Here is a 13,883-nt window from a genome sequence, read left to right on the forward strand (position 1 = left end):
GGTGGAAACTGCATCGCCCGAAACAATCACACTACTGCGTAGCAACCTGTCTGCTTCAGGGCGCTATCCCGGCTATGACACCTGCGCCGTTGGGTAGCTCGATCGGGAGGCGGCGCACCTCGGTCGCCCCTGCCTTCTCGAGCATGTCGAACAGTTCGCCCTGGCTGTAGGACTGCCCTTCCGGCGTTCCCAGCAGCATGTTCAGCGAAAACAGTGCAGGGAAGACCGGCGCATCTCTTGTATCGTCGAGTATGAACTCCTGGATCAGGATCAAGCCCCCAGGCTCCAGGACCGACACGGTCTTCTTCAGCACCCTGGCACAGGCATCGTGGCCCATACCGTGCAACACGTGGGACAGCCAGGCGACGTCGAATCCCTCCGGCAGGTCGTCCTGCTCGAAATCCGCGGCGACAAACCCGATGCGGTCGGACAGGTCGAAACGCGAGACGGTCTGTTCGGCGAAGGTCCTGGTGGTCGGGAGATCGCATATGACGGCATCGAGCTGAGGGTTTTGCCGGCAGAAGTGGATGGCGTAGGTGCCGGGTCCTCCCCCGAGGTCGAGCAGGCGCCGGCGTCCTTGCAGGTCGATCTGCGGAACGATCTTGGGCGCGATCATCATGGCGAGATTGAACATCCCCATCAGGAAGCTTTCGCGCGAGCTTTCCACGTCCTCATGGGAGACCCGCTCCCGGACCGGTTGCCCCGACTTGACCGCCTCGTCCAGCCGGCTCCAGCCGCCAACGAGGTGATGGTGGTGCATTATGATGTGTCCGAGGTAGTCGGGCGAGGTGCGGCTTAGAAACTTCACGGAAAATGCGGTAGCGGTGTAGTGGCGCCCCTGCTTGTCCAGAAGGCCCATGGCTGCAAGGGCGTCCAGCAGCATGGCGAGACCACGCGCATCCAACTCCAGAGTGCCGGCCAACTCTGCAGCGCTCATCGAGGCCGACGCAAGCGGCGTGAACAGGTTCAGTTTCACCCCGGCGTGCAGGGTGCAGGTGCTCCAGTAGCCCCCCGAGAGTTCCAGAAGCGTTGCCGGCGTCCATTCTTTCAATTTCACTATCCCCTCCTGAAAGGTATCCGGATCACAGACCGGACCCGCATGAAATACGGCGATACATCCGAAATCATTGAACGTGGCAAGTCTACCCGCCAGCGGGAGGACCGTCAAGCAGGCGTAAAGGCGCGTGCCTGCCGAAAAAAGAGGGCGGACCCGTCGGCCCGCCCTCACCTCTTGACGCTTGCCTGGTGCCGGTTATTTGACCAGCGTCGGCGGCAGGATTTCGTGCTCCTGCCTGAACTGCAGCTTCTTGGCGCCCCGGTTGTTCGTGTATTTGGTCAGTTCCAGGTCGACCTTCTCCGGCGCAGGTACCCCCGCCTTGGCCAGCAACTGGCGCAGGTGCATGTCCGCCCCGGCGGCATGGCTCGCGGCGTCCTCGATGACCCGCATGCCCTCGGCAGGGTTGTGGAAGCCGGTCGAGTTCTCCGCCCCGACGAAGATCAGGCGGTAGAAGGCCTGCTCGTAATGTTCCCTGGCCATCGCATAGAGCTCGTTATCGATCTGTTTGCCTGCAGCCTTGGCCTTGTTCGCCATTTCGAACAGCTTTGCGTCGGTTGCCACGGCATAGCCGGTCTTGAGGTAACGGTCGATGAAACGGTCCTGGATGGCGATGACCTTCTGGCGCAGCTGCTGCGGCGTCTCGCTGTGGCATGCTGCGCAGGCGGACATGCTCCCCTTGAGCGGGCTCATGATCCTGTGGTCGGTGAGTTCTTGGCCGTTGGCGGACATCATCGGCATGTGACAGTCGGCGCAGGTAACCCCTTCAAGGTAGTGAGGACTCTGGTTCGAGTAGAACTCGTACTCCGGGTGGCGCACGAAACCGAGTTTGAAGCCGGTGACCGCCTGGGTCCACTCCAGGTTCGCCGGAGAGCTCTTGATCTGCTTGATGATGTTTTCGATGGTGATGTGCCCTTCCTTGCTGCCGGCCCAGGGGAAGAAGACGTCGGTGGAGTGCATCTCCTTGTCTTTGGGGATGATGTAGGTGACGTGGCACTGGGCGCAGACGAAGGTGCGCTTTTGCCCCCTGCTCAGCTTGGTCTCGTCCTCACCAATTTCCTTGAGCGCCTTGCCGAGGGTGAAACCGCGCGAGATCTTGAGCGTCATCCCCTTGTTGTCGTGACAGTCGATGCAGGCGACCCCGAGGGTCTGGTTGGCCTTCGGCAGGCGCGCCAACACCTCCTTGTACGGCGTCGGGAAATAAGCCGCTCCCATCTCTTTGGCGAGCTTCGGGGCGTAGGGAGTCTTGCAGGTGAGGCAGGCGCCTCCCGCCTTGATCCTGCCTGGATCGACCTCCAGCTGGTCCTGCACCATGTAGTAGTGCCCGCGCGGCTCGTTGTATTCGGCGCCGAAGCCCCATCCGTTGTACAAAAGTGCCAGGAAGGGATACTCGTCCAGCTTGTCCCGTCTTTGCTCGCCTACGTCGTAACCCCGCTTGTACTTACTCAACCCGGCCGGAGTCGGCTCGCTGGTCAGCTTCCATTGCTGGTAATGAAGCGGGTACAGTTTGCCCCAACGCGCCGGGTCGATGGCCGCATCGGCCGGATCCAGCGGCGCTTCGGTAACCTGGGTCGGCTGCACCTCGGCGCTGCGGTGGCTACACCCGGCCCATATTGCAGTGGCAGCAAGCATGGCAAGGACTGCGACAGTACATCTGTTGGCGATCTTGACACCCATCTTTGATTCCTCCCTGTTCATGGCGTTGGGGACTGTAACGGTGAAAAGGCAAACGTCATGAGTCTACCATCATTTTCGGCAATGGCTGTTTGAAGGAGGGCATTACGTAAGAAAAACCGACTCGGGGAAGCAAAAAAGGGGGGGGGAAGTGACGTAGGGGTAGAAATCAGCTGTCAGTTGCCGCGGCGTGGTTTGTGTGGCTCAACCGATGGTAAGCCTATTTTTGCCGGCAGCCTTACTCTGGTACATTAGGGCGTCTGCGCGTGCCAGCAGCGTCTGCACGGTGTCGTTTTCGACGGCCATGGTGGCCCCGATGGAGATGGTGATGCGGAGCGCCTCGCCTTCCACCAGCACGAAGGACTTTTCCACCAGTCGGCGCAAACGCTGCCCCATGTGCTTTAGGTTCGCTGGAGTTACGTTGCGGATTATGCCGACGAATTCCTCGCCTCCCCAACGGCCGTAGAGGTCGAAGGGACGGGAGTTGGCGCTCAGGGTCCCTGCCACGAACTGCAGCACCCGGTCTCCGGTCTCGTGTCCGTAACAGTCGTTGACTGACTTGAAATCGTCCAGGTCCATGAAAAGGATGCCAAACGGGATGTCGTAACGGTTCATCTCCTCGAGGCGGGACTCGAGCTCGCGGTCGAGGTAGCGGCGGTTGGCCAACTGGGTGAGCCCGTCCAGCAGGGCCAGCTTCTCCAGTTCCTTAAGCCGCACCTCGTTGTCGGCTTGATAGCTGCTGTCGGAGAACATCTCGACGCCGCCTATGACGGTGCCCGCGTCGTCGGTGAGCGGGATGACACGCACCGACACCGGCACGCGGTGGCCGTTTTTATGGTGCAGGAAGACCTCGGCATCGTGCGGGGTCCCCTCGTAGATGGTCGATGCGAGGGGACAATCGCTGCAGCAGAGGTTGAGGCCGACGTCGTCAACGTGGCACAGGATGTTGTCCGCGCACGGCTTGCCGATCACTTCCTCTGCACTGTACCCCGAGATCCTTTCCGCGGCATGGTTCCAGAAGATGATCTTCCTGTCCGTGTCGACGATGTAGAGCCCGTCGCGGAGGTCTTCTATGATCTTTTTGTACGACTCTCTGCTGAGATACATTGACGAAAGGCTCCTTCGGAGGAAGGGAGGCCGTACCGCTACCCGAAGGATGGACGGGGGCAACCTGTGCATTAAAAGGTACGGGAACGAATGGTTAATGAGTATAACGTTCCCCGCCGGGTTGTCAAAGAATAAAGCCTGTTGAGCCGGTTAGACACCGAGGATCAGCCCTTCCAAAAGCCCCGCATCACTCACCTTGAAGGTCGGGAACCCGAACTCGCGCATGGTGGTCAGCACGACCAGGATCCCGGCGATGATCAGGTCCTCGCGCCCCGGCTCCAGGCCGGGCACCTGCAGGCGCTCCCTCGGCGTGAGGGGGAGCAGCCTGTCGAACATCGCCTCCACCTTGGCGAGCGACAGGGTGTGGTTGTTGACCTTTTTATAGTCGTAGTCGGTCATGCCAAGGTCGATGGAGGCCAGGGTGGTTGCCGTTCCGGCGGTCCCCACCAGGGTGGCCCCGCAGAAGCGCTCGTCAAGCCCCGCTCCGGCAAGCCCACTCCGAAAGGCGCGCAGTTCGCGCCGGATCTTGTCCTCCATCTCGGCCACTCCCACCTTCCCTTCGGTGAGACGGACCACGCCTACCGGGAGGCTGCGGGTGAACAGCGGTTTTTGGGCGGCTGCCAGCGTGTACTCGGTGCTCCCTCCCCCCACGTCGAACACGGCGAGATCCTCGTCCTTGTTGTCCAGGATGGAGGCGACCCCCCGCAGGGTGAGCATGGCCTCTTCGCTGCCATCGATGACCTCCAGGGCGATGCCGGTTTCCTCCAGCACGCGCCTGCAGAAGTCGGCCCCGTTTTTGGCGTCCCGCACCGCCGAAGTCGCCACGGCTCTCAGCCGCACCACTCCGTGGCTCGCCATGTCGGAAGCGAATTCCACCAGGGCGGCGATTGAGCGTTCCTGCGCCTCCGGGGATAGGCCGGTCTCACGTGTGAAGCCGCCTCCAAGCCTTGTGATGATGCGCTTTAACAGCACCTGCCGGTAAGGGGTCTGGGTTGCTATCTGGAGCCGGGCGGTGTTGGTGCCGAGGTCGATGGCGGCTGCCTTGTCTGTCATGGGGCGAGTCCTTTTCTTTGGGCGATTATGGAGAAGCAGAGCTGCGATATCTTGGAGAAGCTGACGATGATGTCGCTGTAAAGGAGCCCCGCAACGATGTTGCACTTGCCGCTTTTCAAGCGGCGCAGGTGGCTGGCATGGAGTTCACTCTCCAGCGAGGCGATCTCGAGCTTGAGGTCGGTCACCTCCTGGATCTCCTCGCCTTTCAGTGCGGCCTCGCAGGCGGCGACAACCTCCCCCACCTTGGCCGCGACACGCTTCAACTCCTCCATGGCGCTGGCGGAAAACCGAAGTCTCTCTTCCTTTTTGCGCATGAGGTAGTTGAGGATGGCCTCGGCCTGGTCCCCCACCTGTTCGATCTCGTTCACCAGTTCCAGCATGGTCGGTATCTCGACGGCGCGCTCCAGCGAGAGCGTCTCCCGGGAGAGCGCCACCAGGAACTGGGACATGTCGCGGTGCAGCACGTCCAGCACCACCTCCTTGTCCCGCACGGCGGCGGCGACCTTGGGGTTGAAGCCGTCGAACTGGGAGACCAGCTCGGCGTACATGGCCGCGGCGATCCCCCCCATCCTGGCCAGCTCGTTCCAGGCCTGCACCAGGGCTATGGTGGGGGTCTTGATGACCCGCACGTCTATGAAGCGGGGGCGCGGCTCGCTCTCGGAGCGCCTGGTGGGGAGGAGCGTCTCGGCGGAACGTGCGAAGAATCCGATCGTGGGGAGGAACATGAACAGCGATGCCACGGTGAAGATGGTGTGCGCGTTGGCAAGATGCCGGGCGATATGGGGGCGCAGTGCCTGCACCACCGCCTCGGGGGGCGCCCCGTGGTACAGGGGGGAGAGGTCCCCCGGCGAAACGAGCGCCACGGCCTTCAGGAAGAAGGGGAAGAAGAGCAGGGCCAGGGCGATGGCCACCCAACTGATGCCGAGGTAGATAACCACGGCGCGCTTCGCGGTTTGGGTGCCGCCGATGGAGGCTATGAGCGGTATCAGGGCCGCGCCGGCCACCTCGCCGATCACCATGGCGATGGCGGCATCATAGGAGAGGACCCCGGCCGAGGCGAGCGCGATCACAATCCCGAGGGTGGCGCTGCCGGACTGCACCAGGAAGGTGAGCAGAGCGCCGAGCAGGACCGCGACCAGGCGCAGCGAGGGAACCCCCTGGTGCAGCCCGGCGATGATGGCGCTCTCGCTGAGCGGGAGGCAGGCCCCTTCCAGGATGGAGAGACCGAAGAACACAAGGCCGATCCCCAGCAGCATCCCCCCCGCTTCGGAGAGCTTGCGGCTGCGGGAGAAGATATTGAGGAAGACCCCGACGGTGATGGCCGGAAGCGCGAGGGCGGAAACGCGGAACGCGATGAACTGTATGGCGAGGGTGGTGCCGATGCCGGTGCCGAGCAGGACCCCCAGCGCCTGGTACAGGGAGAGAAGACCGGCGTTCACGAAACCCACCACGAGCACTGAGGCGGCGGAGCCGGACTGCAGGATGGAGGCGAGGCAGCTGCCGACCAGGGGGGCGGTGAGGCGGTTTCCGGTGCTCCGCTCCAGCACGCGGCGCAGACGCTCACCGGTTACCTTTTGCAGCCCCTCCGACATGGTGCGCATGCCGAGTATGAAGAGTGCAAGGCCGCCGAGAGCCTCGACGATATACGACCAAGAGGTGGGAAACATGGTAAGGCCAGTCCAGCAGTGTTAAGGCTAAAGACGCGTGAAAATGGGCGCCCGTCGGCCAGGGCGGCCGGCGGGCGCAGTGATGGTTTCGAGATCCGTTGCTCCCGTGTCAGTGACAGCTGAAAGCGGCTATCCGGAGACCTTCTCCTTCAGCTCCTTACCGACCTTGAAGAAGGGCAACTTCTTCGCCTTGACGGAGATCGATTCGCCCGTCTTGGGGTTTCTGCCGGTATAGGCGTCATACTCTTTCACAACGAAGCTGCCGAAGCCCCTGATTTCGATCCGGTCACCGGAAAGCAAGGCCTCCGTCATCGATGCGAAGACGGCATTGACGACTTCCTCTGCCTTCTTGAAGGAGAGGGTCTTTTTAGCTGCGAGAGATTCAATGAGTTCTGATTTGTTCATTGTCCACCTCCGGAAACCAGCTTCTTTTAACAGCATCCCTTTAAATATTTTTTGGACAGGTACTTCACTTCGTCGGTGCGACCCTGGCGGTTGAGGATCGGGATGAGCCGCTCGGCCGCAGCCTTGGCCACGCCGGGGTAGTCCAGGGACTTGGTCCAGAGCTCCATGGCCCGCTCCGTATCCCCGGTCGCCTCGTGCAGTTCGCCCAGCATGAACTGGGCCTGGTCCGGGAGGATGTCAAGTTCCAGCATCTTCTGCACGGTGGCTATCGCCTGCGGGTAGCGTCCCCCGCCGGCAAACAATTGAACGAGTGCCAAGTAGACGGTTGCGTTTTGCGGATTGAGCACCAATGCCCGATTCAGGAGCGCTTCGCTCTCATGAATTTGCCCCGCACGGAACATTATAAGTGCCACTTCGTATAATACAATGTCATTTTCACGAGATAACAACATTTCTTGCAAAATGGGGAAGGCATCGCGGTCGTTGCCTTCATGAATCATGAGGTACGCCTTGGCGAATTGGGAGCCGAGTTCGGCGTAACGGCCGGGGAGGTCGCCGGGGAGCGGCTGGATCATGAGGAAGAACTGGTCCTCTTCGGACATGCTCATCTCCATGGAGGCGGGCTCCTCGTGATGGTGATCGCCGTGCCCCTTGCAGGTGGTGCAGGAACCGCCGCCGTGCGGTTTGTAGTTGCCAGCGCCTGCCGGTGCGGCGGCAGGCTTCGCGGCCGCGGCCTGGCTTTCGGGCTGTTCCAGCTTGGCGGCCTCGGCATGGGCGCGCGCCTTGAGGCCGGGATCGGCGGCGAGGTCGGCGGCGAGGCAAAAGTGATCATATGCCTTCTGCACTTCGCCTAAACGCAGGGCGTGTTCGCCTTCCTGCAGGTTCAGTTCTCCCAGGCGGTCGCCCGCCTGGTCCAGCCCCTGGCGGATGGCTGCGGCTTCCTGGGGCGCATCAGCCGGGCAAAGCTTCAGCGCCTCCTGTAAATCAACGCGCGCATCGGCGTAGCGCTCAGCGGCGAGGCGCTTGGCACCCTGGTTCTGGTAGTGACGAAAATCCTTCTTGCCGAACAGTCCGAAAAACATGCAGCCTCCGAATGGTGGGTTGTATTTATGCAATTACGAGTTCGGTGACGCTCTCGAGGTGGTAGGTCTGCGGGAACATGTCTACCGGCCTGGAGCGGGTCACCTGGTACCCGTTGCTGCAAAGTGTAGCGAGGTCGCGGGCCAGCGTGGCCGGATCACAGGAAACGTAGATGATCTTTCCCGGTGCGAGTGCGGCGATCTCGGCGGCGGCCTCGGCGCCTCCCCGGGGGGGGTCGAGCACCACCGTGTCGAACTTTTCCTTCCGCTTGACCAGGCGCCTGACGGCCTGGGCCGCGTCGCTTACCTGGAAGACGGCGTTTTCGATCCCGTTAGCCTCTGCGTTGGCCACTGCATCGGCGATGGACGGGGCGTACCCCTCGATCCCCAGCACCTCCGCGGCGCGAAGCGCGAGCGGCAGGGAGATGTTGCCGTTGCCGCAGTAAAGGTCGAGCACCCTCTCCTTCCCGGTCAACCCGGCCCACTCGCAGGCGGTGCGGATCAATTCCAGGTTCTGCGGGTGGTTCACCTGCGAAAAGCCACCCCGGCCGAAGCGAAGCGTCAGCTCCTTCGAGCCCGGCAACAGGTCGGCGGGGACGCGGTAGCTCAGGGCTTCGATGCCGAAGGCCTTCGTCAAGTCCCCTTTCTGGCCGCTGCGCAGGAAAGCGCCGGCGACCGAGGGAAGCTGAGACCGCTCCTGGGCCAGGCGCTCGACCAGTCTACCGCCAGCGCCTCCCCTGCTGTGCACGATGGCGATCCCCTCCCCCTGGTCGCCGATGGCGAGGTCTACCTGGTGGATGAGCTCGAACTGCGGCAGCCTGGGGATGAGTGCCCGGAACTCGGCGGCCATCCGGTTCAGGCGCGGGTTCGCCAGCGGACAGCCGGCGCCGAAATCGACCACGTTGTGGGAACCGGTGCGGAAAAATCCGAGTTGCACCGCGCCTGCGCGCACGGAGACCTTCACCTGCACGCGGGAACGGTAGCCGTACGGCTCAGGCGATGCCGCGACCGGCAACACCTTTTCCCGGGCGATCTTGCCGATGCGCGCCAGGGTGTCCGCGAAAATGGAACCCTTCTGTAAGAGCTGCTCCGGGTAGGAGAGGAACTGCCAGTCGCAGCCGCCGCACTCGCCAAAGACGGGGCACGCCGGGGCGACACGCAGCGCCGAAGGCTCGACCAGCTCGGCGAGCTCCCCCTCCAGAAAGGAGCGCTTGTCCTTCACCACGCGGATCCTCGCCCGATCTCCCGGTGCGGTAAAGGGGACGAAGCACGCCTTGCCGTCCACCCTGCCGAAACCGGCGCCGCCGTAACAGAGGCTTTCTATGAAGACGACCGGATCAGCCATGGACGCCGCGCGGTACGAAACCCGTCCTGCGCCCCCGGGCCCGGGTCAGTTCGGCCTGGACCAGCTTCATCGGGAAACCGGGGCTATTGAAGTAGCCTAGGGAGTGAGCGGCGAAGTCGGCGATGACCCGCTCCACGGTCTGGTCCACGGAGAGTGAAGGCACCCCCTGGTGCTCGATGTCCTTCTTGAAACTCACGCTGGCGCCGAGCAGTTTCATGGCAGCCTGGTGAGATTCCTCGTCGGGGAAAAGATCTGGCGAAAGCGGAACTTCGCAGCATATATGAATGCGGACCTGGTGGTAGTCGCCAAAGTAGCGGCGCGTGGCGTCGAAGAAGCGAACGGTGAGCCCGTTGGAGAGCGGGATCTCCCTGATCAGTTTTTGCATGTAAACTCGGTACTCCTTGGAAAAATCTGGCCATTTTTTTAGCATGTTATGCGAGTTCTGTAAATAGCGATGATATCGAAGGGAAAATGGTAACAGCTGCGAAATGCAGCTTGCTTTTTGCAGGAAAAATTTGTAGACTCACAGATTGTTAAAAGATGCCACAAACTCCCAGGAGCAAAAATGAGCAAGGAAGAAGCAATCGAAGTAGAAGGGACGGTCATTGAGCCGCTTCCCAACGCGATGTTCAAGGTGAAGCTGGAAAACGACCACATGGTGCTGGCGCACATCTCCGGCAAGATGAGGAAGTTTTTCATCAAGATCCTGCCTGGCGACAAGGTCACCGTAGAGCTCTCTCCCTACGACCTCAGCCGCGGCCGCATCACCTATCGCGCAAAATAAACCCTTCCCCCGTACGTCACCGGCGTCTGTCCCTGCCACCCTCAGCATCGCTGCAAGGCACATACGGATAACATAGGACCCAATACCGGTTTAGCTGCGTGCCCCCGCGCGCAGCGTACTGAACCTTTATTCAATCCCACAGTAAGAAGAGGAAGAGCAATGTACACTGCAGCCGATCTGAGAAAAGGCTTGAAGATCACCATCGACAACGAGCCTTACATCATCACCCACTTTGACTTCGCCAAGCCGGGCAAAGGGCAGGCCCTTTACCGCACCAAGATGAAGAACATGATCACCGGCTCCACCCTGGACCGCACCTACCGCTCCGGCGAGACCTTCGAGCCTGCCAGCCTTGAAGACCGCGTGATGCAGTACCTCTACAAGGAAGACGATCACTACTGCTTCATGGACAACAGCACCTTCGAGCAGATCCACATCAGCGAAGACGCCATGGGCGACGCCAAGAACTACCTGATCGACAACCTCCAGGTGGACGTGCTCCTGTTCAGGGAGAAGGCAATCGGCGTAGACGTTCCGAACTTCGTCAACCTGCGCGTCGTGCAGACCGACCCCTGGGTCAAGGGGGACACCTCCGGCAGCGACTCCAAGCCCGCCACCGTCGAGACCGGCTACGTCCTGCGCGTTCCGCCGTTCATCGAGGAAGGCGAGCTGATCACCATCGACACCCGCACCGGCGAGTACTCCACCAGGGTCAAGGGGTAAGTCATGTCGGGAAGTTGGCCACTGGCCAGGCGCTCCCAAGCCCTGGCCCAGCGTGGCGCGATCTTCGCCAGGATCAGGATGTTTTTCCATGAAAAGGGGTATCTCGAAGTCGAGACCCCTTTTCGCATACCCGCTCCCGCCCCCGAGGCGCAGATCGACGCCATACCCAGCGACGGCTGGTTCCTGCAGACCTCGCCCGAACTCTGCATGAAGCGGCTTTTGGCCGCAGGCTACCCCCGCATCTTCCAGATCTGCCGCTGCTGGCGCGACGGCGAGCGCGGCACCCGCCACCTGAGCGAGTTCACCATGCTCGAGTGGTACCGGGCCCAAGCCGACTATCGCGTGCTGATGGACGAGACCGAGGAGCTGATCAGGGCTGCGTCCGGAGCGGACACCATCACCTATCGCGGCGTCGAGATCGACCTCTCCAACCCATGGGAGCGGATCACGGTTCGCGACGCCTTCCTGCGCTACGCCGGCACCACCGCCGAAGCGGCCCTGGCCGCGGGGACCTTCGACGAGCTGATGGTCGACAGGATCGAACCGAGGCTCGGCATCGGTCGCCCCACCTTCATCTACGATTACCCGGCCAGTTGTTCCGCCCTGGCCCGCCTCAGGGCCGACGACCCCACCGTAGCCGAGCGCTTCGAGCTCTACCTGGGCGGCCTGGAGATCGCCAACGCCTTCTCCGAACTGATCGACCCCGTCGAGCAGCGCGCGAGGTTCGAGGCGGAGGCCGCCGAGCGAGCCCGCCACGGCAAACACGGCTACCCCGTCCCCGAAAAGTTCCTGGCCGCCCTGGCCGAGATGCCGGAAGCAGCAGGCATCGCCCTGGGACTCGATCGCCTGGTCATGGTGCTGCTCGACGCGGAGAGCATAGACGACGTCGTGGCCTTCACCACCGAAGAGCTTTAGGTCGCCACCTCGGGCAGTGCAGCACCCCCTGTCACCTCCCGCCCCGCCCCTGTAACCCTTGGGCTGGACTGCTCCATCTCACCGCCCAATAGGATGCATCCGGCGCTTCCTCTCGTCAATCGTCAACCAATCTTTCTGAAGTGGTTGACAACCTCCGCTTCTGCGTGCTAAATGACCCGCTGGAGGATCTCATGGAAAAAATCATCTCTGAAATAGCAGAAAGAATCATCGCAGGCGAATCCATCACCCCCGAAGAGGCCGTTCGTCTCTCGGACGCGCAGGGCTCCGAGCTCTTCGACCTGTTCCGCGCCGCCACCCGCGTCAAGGAGCACTTCGTAGGCAACGAGGTGCACCTTTGCTCCATCATCAACGCCAAGTCCGGCCGCTGCGCGGAGAACTGCGCCTTCTGCGCCCAGTCCGCCCACCATACGACCGACGCGCCGGTTTACCCGCTGGTCCAGGAGGAGCAGATGGTGGAATGCGCCAAGGCCGCCGAGACCAACGGCAGCGCCTGTTTCGGCATCATCACCAGCGGTACCACGGTGAAGGGGCAGGAACTGGAGCAGATCCTCGCAGCCCTGCGTCGCATCCGCAAGGAAACCACCATCCTCCCCTCCTGCTCCCTCGGCATCATCGACGAGGAGACCGCGCGGAAGCTCAAGGACGCGGGGATGGACACCTACCACCACAACCTCGAGACAGCGGAGAGCTTCTTCCCCAACATCTGCACCACCCATGCATACCAGGAAGACGTGGACACGGTTCGAGCGGTGAAAAAGGCCGGCGTAAAGATCTGCTCGGGGGGCATCTTCGGGATGGGCGAGAGCGCCGCGCAGCGCGTGGAGATGGCCTTCACCCTGAAGGAGCTCGACGTCGACTCGGTGCCGATGAACTTCCTGAACCCGATCGAGGGAACCAGGCTCGAGGGCGCGAGCAACATCTCCGCACAGGAGTGCCTGAAGACCATCGCCATCTACCGCCTGATCCTGCCGGGCAAGAGGATCACCATCTGCGGCGGACGGGAAAAGAACCTGCGCGACCTGCAGTCCTGGATATTCTTCGCCGGCGCGAACGGCACCATGATCGGCAACTACCTCACCACCGCGGGGCGCAACGTCGACACCGACCTGACCATGTTCGGCGACTTAGGCCTCACCACCGTGATGTGCGCGCATTAAAATCACCTGCCATTCAGGGGACTGATGACGCTACCTGTAGGGGCAAATGATCATTTGCCCGGCTGCCAGTGCCCCGGCTGCTCCGGTTGCGACAATTGCCGTGGTGGCGCCGCCGAGGGGGGGCGGATGATCATTCGCCCCTGCAGTGGACATAACGCATCGAAAGGAAACAGCATGCCAGCCAAAAGCATCTTCATCACCGGCACCGACACGGGTGTGGGAAAAACCATCGCGTCTGCGACCATCGCCATGCTGCTCAGGAAGATGGGACACAGCGTCGGGATCATGAAGCCGGTAACCAGCGGCTGCATCGAGGCCGAGGGCGCCCTCGTCTCCGAAGACGCCGAACTGCTCGCCTTCGCCGCGGGGGTCCCGGTCACGCAGGACGCCGCACCCTACCTGCTCAGGGCGCCTCTCGCGCCTTCCGTCTCCGCCACCCAGGACGGCGTCCGCATCAGCTTCGACGTCATCAAGGAGGCCTACCAGAGGCTCGCCGCGCAGTACGACTTCGTCATCGTGGAAGGGGCGGGCGGATTGATGGTTCCCCTGGCAGGCGGGCTGCTGGTGGCCGACCTCGCCCTGCATCTCGGCCTTCCCGTCGCCGTGGTGGCGCGCCCGAACCTGGGGACCATCAACCACACCCTGCTCACCACCTTCACGGCGCGCACGCTGGGGCTCAAAGTGAAAGGGGTCATCGTCAACCGCTACCCCGACACCCCCGACCAGGCCGAATCCTACGCTCCGCACATGATAGACTCTCTCTCCGGGGCGCAGCTCCTCGGCCTCTTCCCCGACATCGAGGCGCAAAACGAGCGCGACCTGGTCACCAAGCTGGCCGACCGGCTGCTGCAGATGCCGGCCACAGGGATCATGCTGAGAGAGATGTTCGAATAAACCTG

At 62.2% G+C, this 13,883-nt stretch carries 14 protein-coding genes; 5 read left to right on the top strand and 9 right to left on the bottom strand.

Annotated elements, in window-relative coordinates:
* Positions 1–55 precede the first annotated feature (55 nt).
* The 9 genes from KOM00_RS12670 to KOM00_RS12710 all read right to left on the bottom strand — a co-directional run bounded on the left by KOM00_RS12670 (position 56) and on the right by KOM00_RS12710 (position 9,769).
* Positions 56–1,057, bottom strand: coding sequence for a methyltransferase (locus tag KOM00_RS12670; protein ID WP_216499303.1), 1,002 nt, complete (start codon positions 1,055–1,057; stop codon positions 56–58).
* Positions 1,058–1,252: 195 nt separating this feature from the next.
* Positions 1,253–2,731 carry an ammonia-forming cytochrome c nitrite reductase subunit c552 gene (locus KOM00_RS12675; RefSeq protein WP_216499304.1) on the bottom strand — a complete coding sequence of 493 codons (1,479 nt, stop codon included), beginning with the start codon at positions 2,729–2,731 and terminating at the stop codon, positions 1,253–1,255.
* A gap of 201 nt (positions 2,732–2,932) precedes the next feature.
* Positions 2,933–3,835, bottom strand: coding sequence for a sensor domain-containing diguanylate cyclase (locus KOM00_RS12680; RefSeq protein WP_216499305.1), 903 nt, complete (start codon positions 3,833–3,835; stop codon positions 2,933–2,935).
* A 150-nt stretch (positions 3,836–3,985) separates the two neighbouring features.
* On the bottom strand, positions 3,986–4,888 hold the full coding sequence (locus tag KOM00_RS12685; RefSeq protein ID WP_216499306.1) for a Ppx/GppA phosphatase family protein: 903 nt from the start codon (positions 4,886–4,888) through the stop codon (positions 3,986–3,988).
* On the bottom strand, positions 4,885–6,555 hold the full coding sequence (locus tag KOM00_RS12690; protein WP_216499307.1) for a Na/Pi cotransporter family protein: 1,671 nt from the start codon (positions 6,553–6,555) through the stop codon (positions 4,885–4,887). Before KOM00_RS12690 ends, KOM00_RS12685 begins: the two co-directional genes overlap by 4 nt.
* A 129-nt stretch (positions 6,556–6,684) precedes the next feature.
* Positions 6,685–6,960 carry an HU family DNA-binding protein gene (locus tag KOM00_RS12695; protein WP_183349941.1) on the bottom strand — a complete coding sequence of 92 codons (276 nt, stop codon included), beginning with the start codon at positions 6,958–6,960 and terminating at the stop codon, positions 6,685–6,687.
* 26 nt (positions 6,961–6,986) lie between these two features.
* Positions 6,987–8,042, bottom strand: a complete 1,056-nt coding sequence (locus tag KOM00_RS12700) for a tetratricopeptide repeat protein (protein ID WP_216499309.1) — start codon at positions 8,040–8,042, stop codon at positions 6,987–6,989.
* Between the two features lie 25 nt (positions 8,043–8,067).
* On the bottom strand, positions 8,068–9,384 hold the full coding sequence (gene rlmD, locus KOM00_RS12705; protein WP_216499310.1) for a 23S rRNA (uracil(1939)-C(5))-methyltransferase RlmD: 1,317 nt from the start codon (positions 9,382–9,384) through the stop codon (positions 8,068–8,070).
* Positions 9,377–9,769, bottom strand: coding sequence for a hypothetical protein (locus tag KOM00_RS12710; RefSeq protein ID WP_216499311.1), 393 nt, complete (start codon positions 9,767–9,769; stop codon positions 9,377–9,379). Before KOM00_RS12710 ends, rlmD begins: the two co-directional genes overlap by 8 nt.
* Before the next feature lie 180 nt (positions 9,770–9,949).
* On the opposite strand from KOM00_RS12710, the gene infA reads away from it, so the two are divergent.
* The 5 genes from infA to bioD all read left to right on the top strand — a co-directional run bounded on the left by infA (position 9,950) and on the right by bioD (position 13,878).
* Positions 9,950–10,168, top strand: a complete 219-nt coding sequence (gene infA, locus KOM00_RS12715) for a translation initiation factor IF-1 (protein ID WP_012530490.1) — start codon at positions 9,950–9,952, stop codon at positions 10,166–10,168.
* A 159-nt stretch (positions 10,169–10,327) separates the two neighbouring features.
* Positions 10,328–10,891: an elongation factor P gene (gene efp / locus KOM00_RS12720; RefSeq protein ID WP_216499312.1), complete on the top strand. Its 564-nt coding sequence runs from the start codon at positions 10,328–10,330 to the stop codon at positions 10,889–10,891.
* A gap of 3 nt (positions 10,892–10,894) precedes the next feature.
* Positions 10,895–11,806, top strand: coding sequence for an EF-P lysine aminoacylase EpmA (epmA, locus tag KOM00_RS12725; protein ID WP_216499313.1), 912 nt, complete (start codon positions 10,895–10,897; stop codon positions 11,804–11,806).
* Between the two features lie 191 nt (positions 11,807–11,997).
* Positions 11,998–12,984 carry a biotin synthase BioB gene (bioB, locus tag KOM00_RS12730; protein ID WP_216499314.1) on the top strand — a complete coding sequence of 329 codons (987 nt, stop codon included), beginning with the start codon at positions 11,998–12,000 and terminating at the stop codon, positions 12,982–12,984.
* A gap of 174 nt (positions 12,985–13,158) precedes the next feature.
* A complete protein-coding gene (gene bioD, locus KOM00_RS12735) occupies positions 13,159–13,878 on the top strand; it encodes a dethiobiotin synthase (RefSeq protein WP_216499315.1) in 720 nt (239 codons plus the stop codon).
* Positions 13,879–13,883 lie beyond the last annotated feature (5 nt).

Origin of the sequence: Geomonas diazotrophica (assembly GCF_018919385.1) — a bacterium.
GTDB classification, from domain to species: domain Bacteria; phylum Desulfobacterota; class Desulfuromonadia; order Geobacterales; family Geobacteraceae; genus Geomonas; species Geomonas diazotrophica.

Coding starts and splice junctions, on each gene's coding strand:
- epmA (WP_216499313.1), top strand. CDS start 10,895: ATGTCGGGAAGTTGGCCACTGGCCAGGCGCTCCCAAGCCCTGGCCCAG.
- KOM00_RS12700 (WP_216499309.1), bottom strand. CDS start 8,042: ATGTTTTTCGGACTGTTCGGCAAGAAGGATTTTCGTCACTACCAGAAC.
- bioD (WP_216499315.1), top strand. CDS start 13,159: ATGCCAGCCAAAAGCATCTTCATCACCGGCACCGACACGGGTGTGGGA.
- KOM00_RS12675 (WP_216499304.1), bottom strand. CDS start 2,731: ATGGGTGTCAAGATCGCCAACAGATGTACTGTCGCAGTCCTTGCCATG.
- KOM00_RS12695 (WP_183349941.1), bottom strand. CDS start 6,960: ATGAACAAATCAGAACTCATTGAATCTCTCGCAGCTAAAAAGACCCTC.
- KOM00_RS12680 (WP_216499305.1), bottom strand. CDS start 3,835: ATGTATCTCAGCAGAGAGTCGTACAAAAAGATCATAGAAGACCTCCGC.
- KOM00_RS12710 (WP_216499311.1), bottom strand. CDS start 9,769: ATGCAAAAACTGATCAGGGAGATCCCGCTCTCCAACGGGCTCACCGTT.
- KOM00_RS12690 (WP_216499307.1), bottom strand. CDS start 6,555: ATGTTTCCCACCTCTTGGTCGTATATCGTCGAGGCTCTCGGCGGCCTT.
- efp (WP_216499312.1), top strand. CDS start 10,328: ATGTACACTGCAGCCGATCTGAGAAAAGGCTTGAAGATCACCATCGAC.
- rlmD (WP_216499310.1), bottom strand. CDS start 9,384: ATGGCTGATCCGGTCGTCTTCATAGAAAGCCTCTGTTACGGCGGCGCC.
- KOM00_RS12685 (WP_216499306.1), bottom strand. CDS start 4,888: ATGACAGACAAGGCAGCCGCCATCGACCTCGGCACCAACACCGCCCGG.
- bioB (WP_216499314.1), top strand. CDS start 11,998: ATGGAAAAAATCATCTCTGAAATAGCAGAAAGAATCATCGCAGGCGAA.
- infA (WP_012530490.1), top strand. CDS start 9,950: ATGAGCAAGGAAGAAGCAATCGAAGTAGAAGGGACGGTCATTGAGCCG.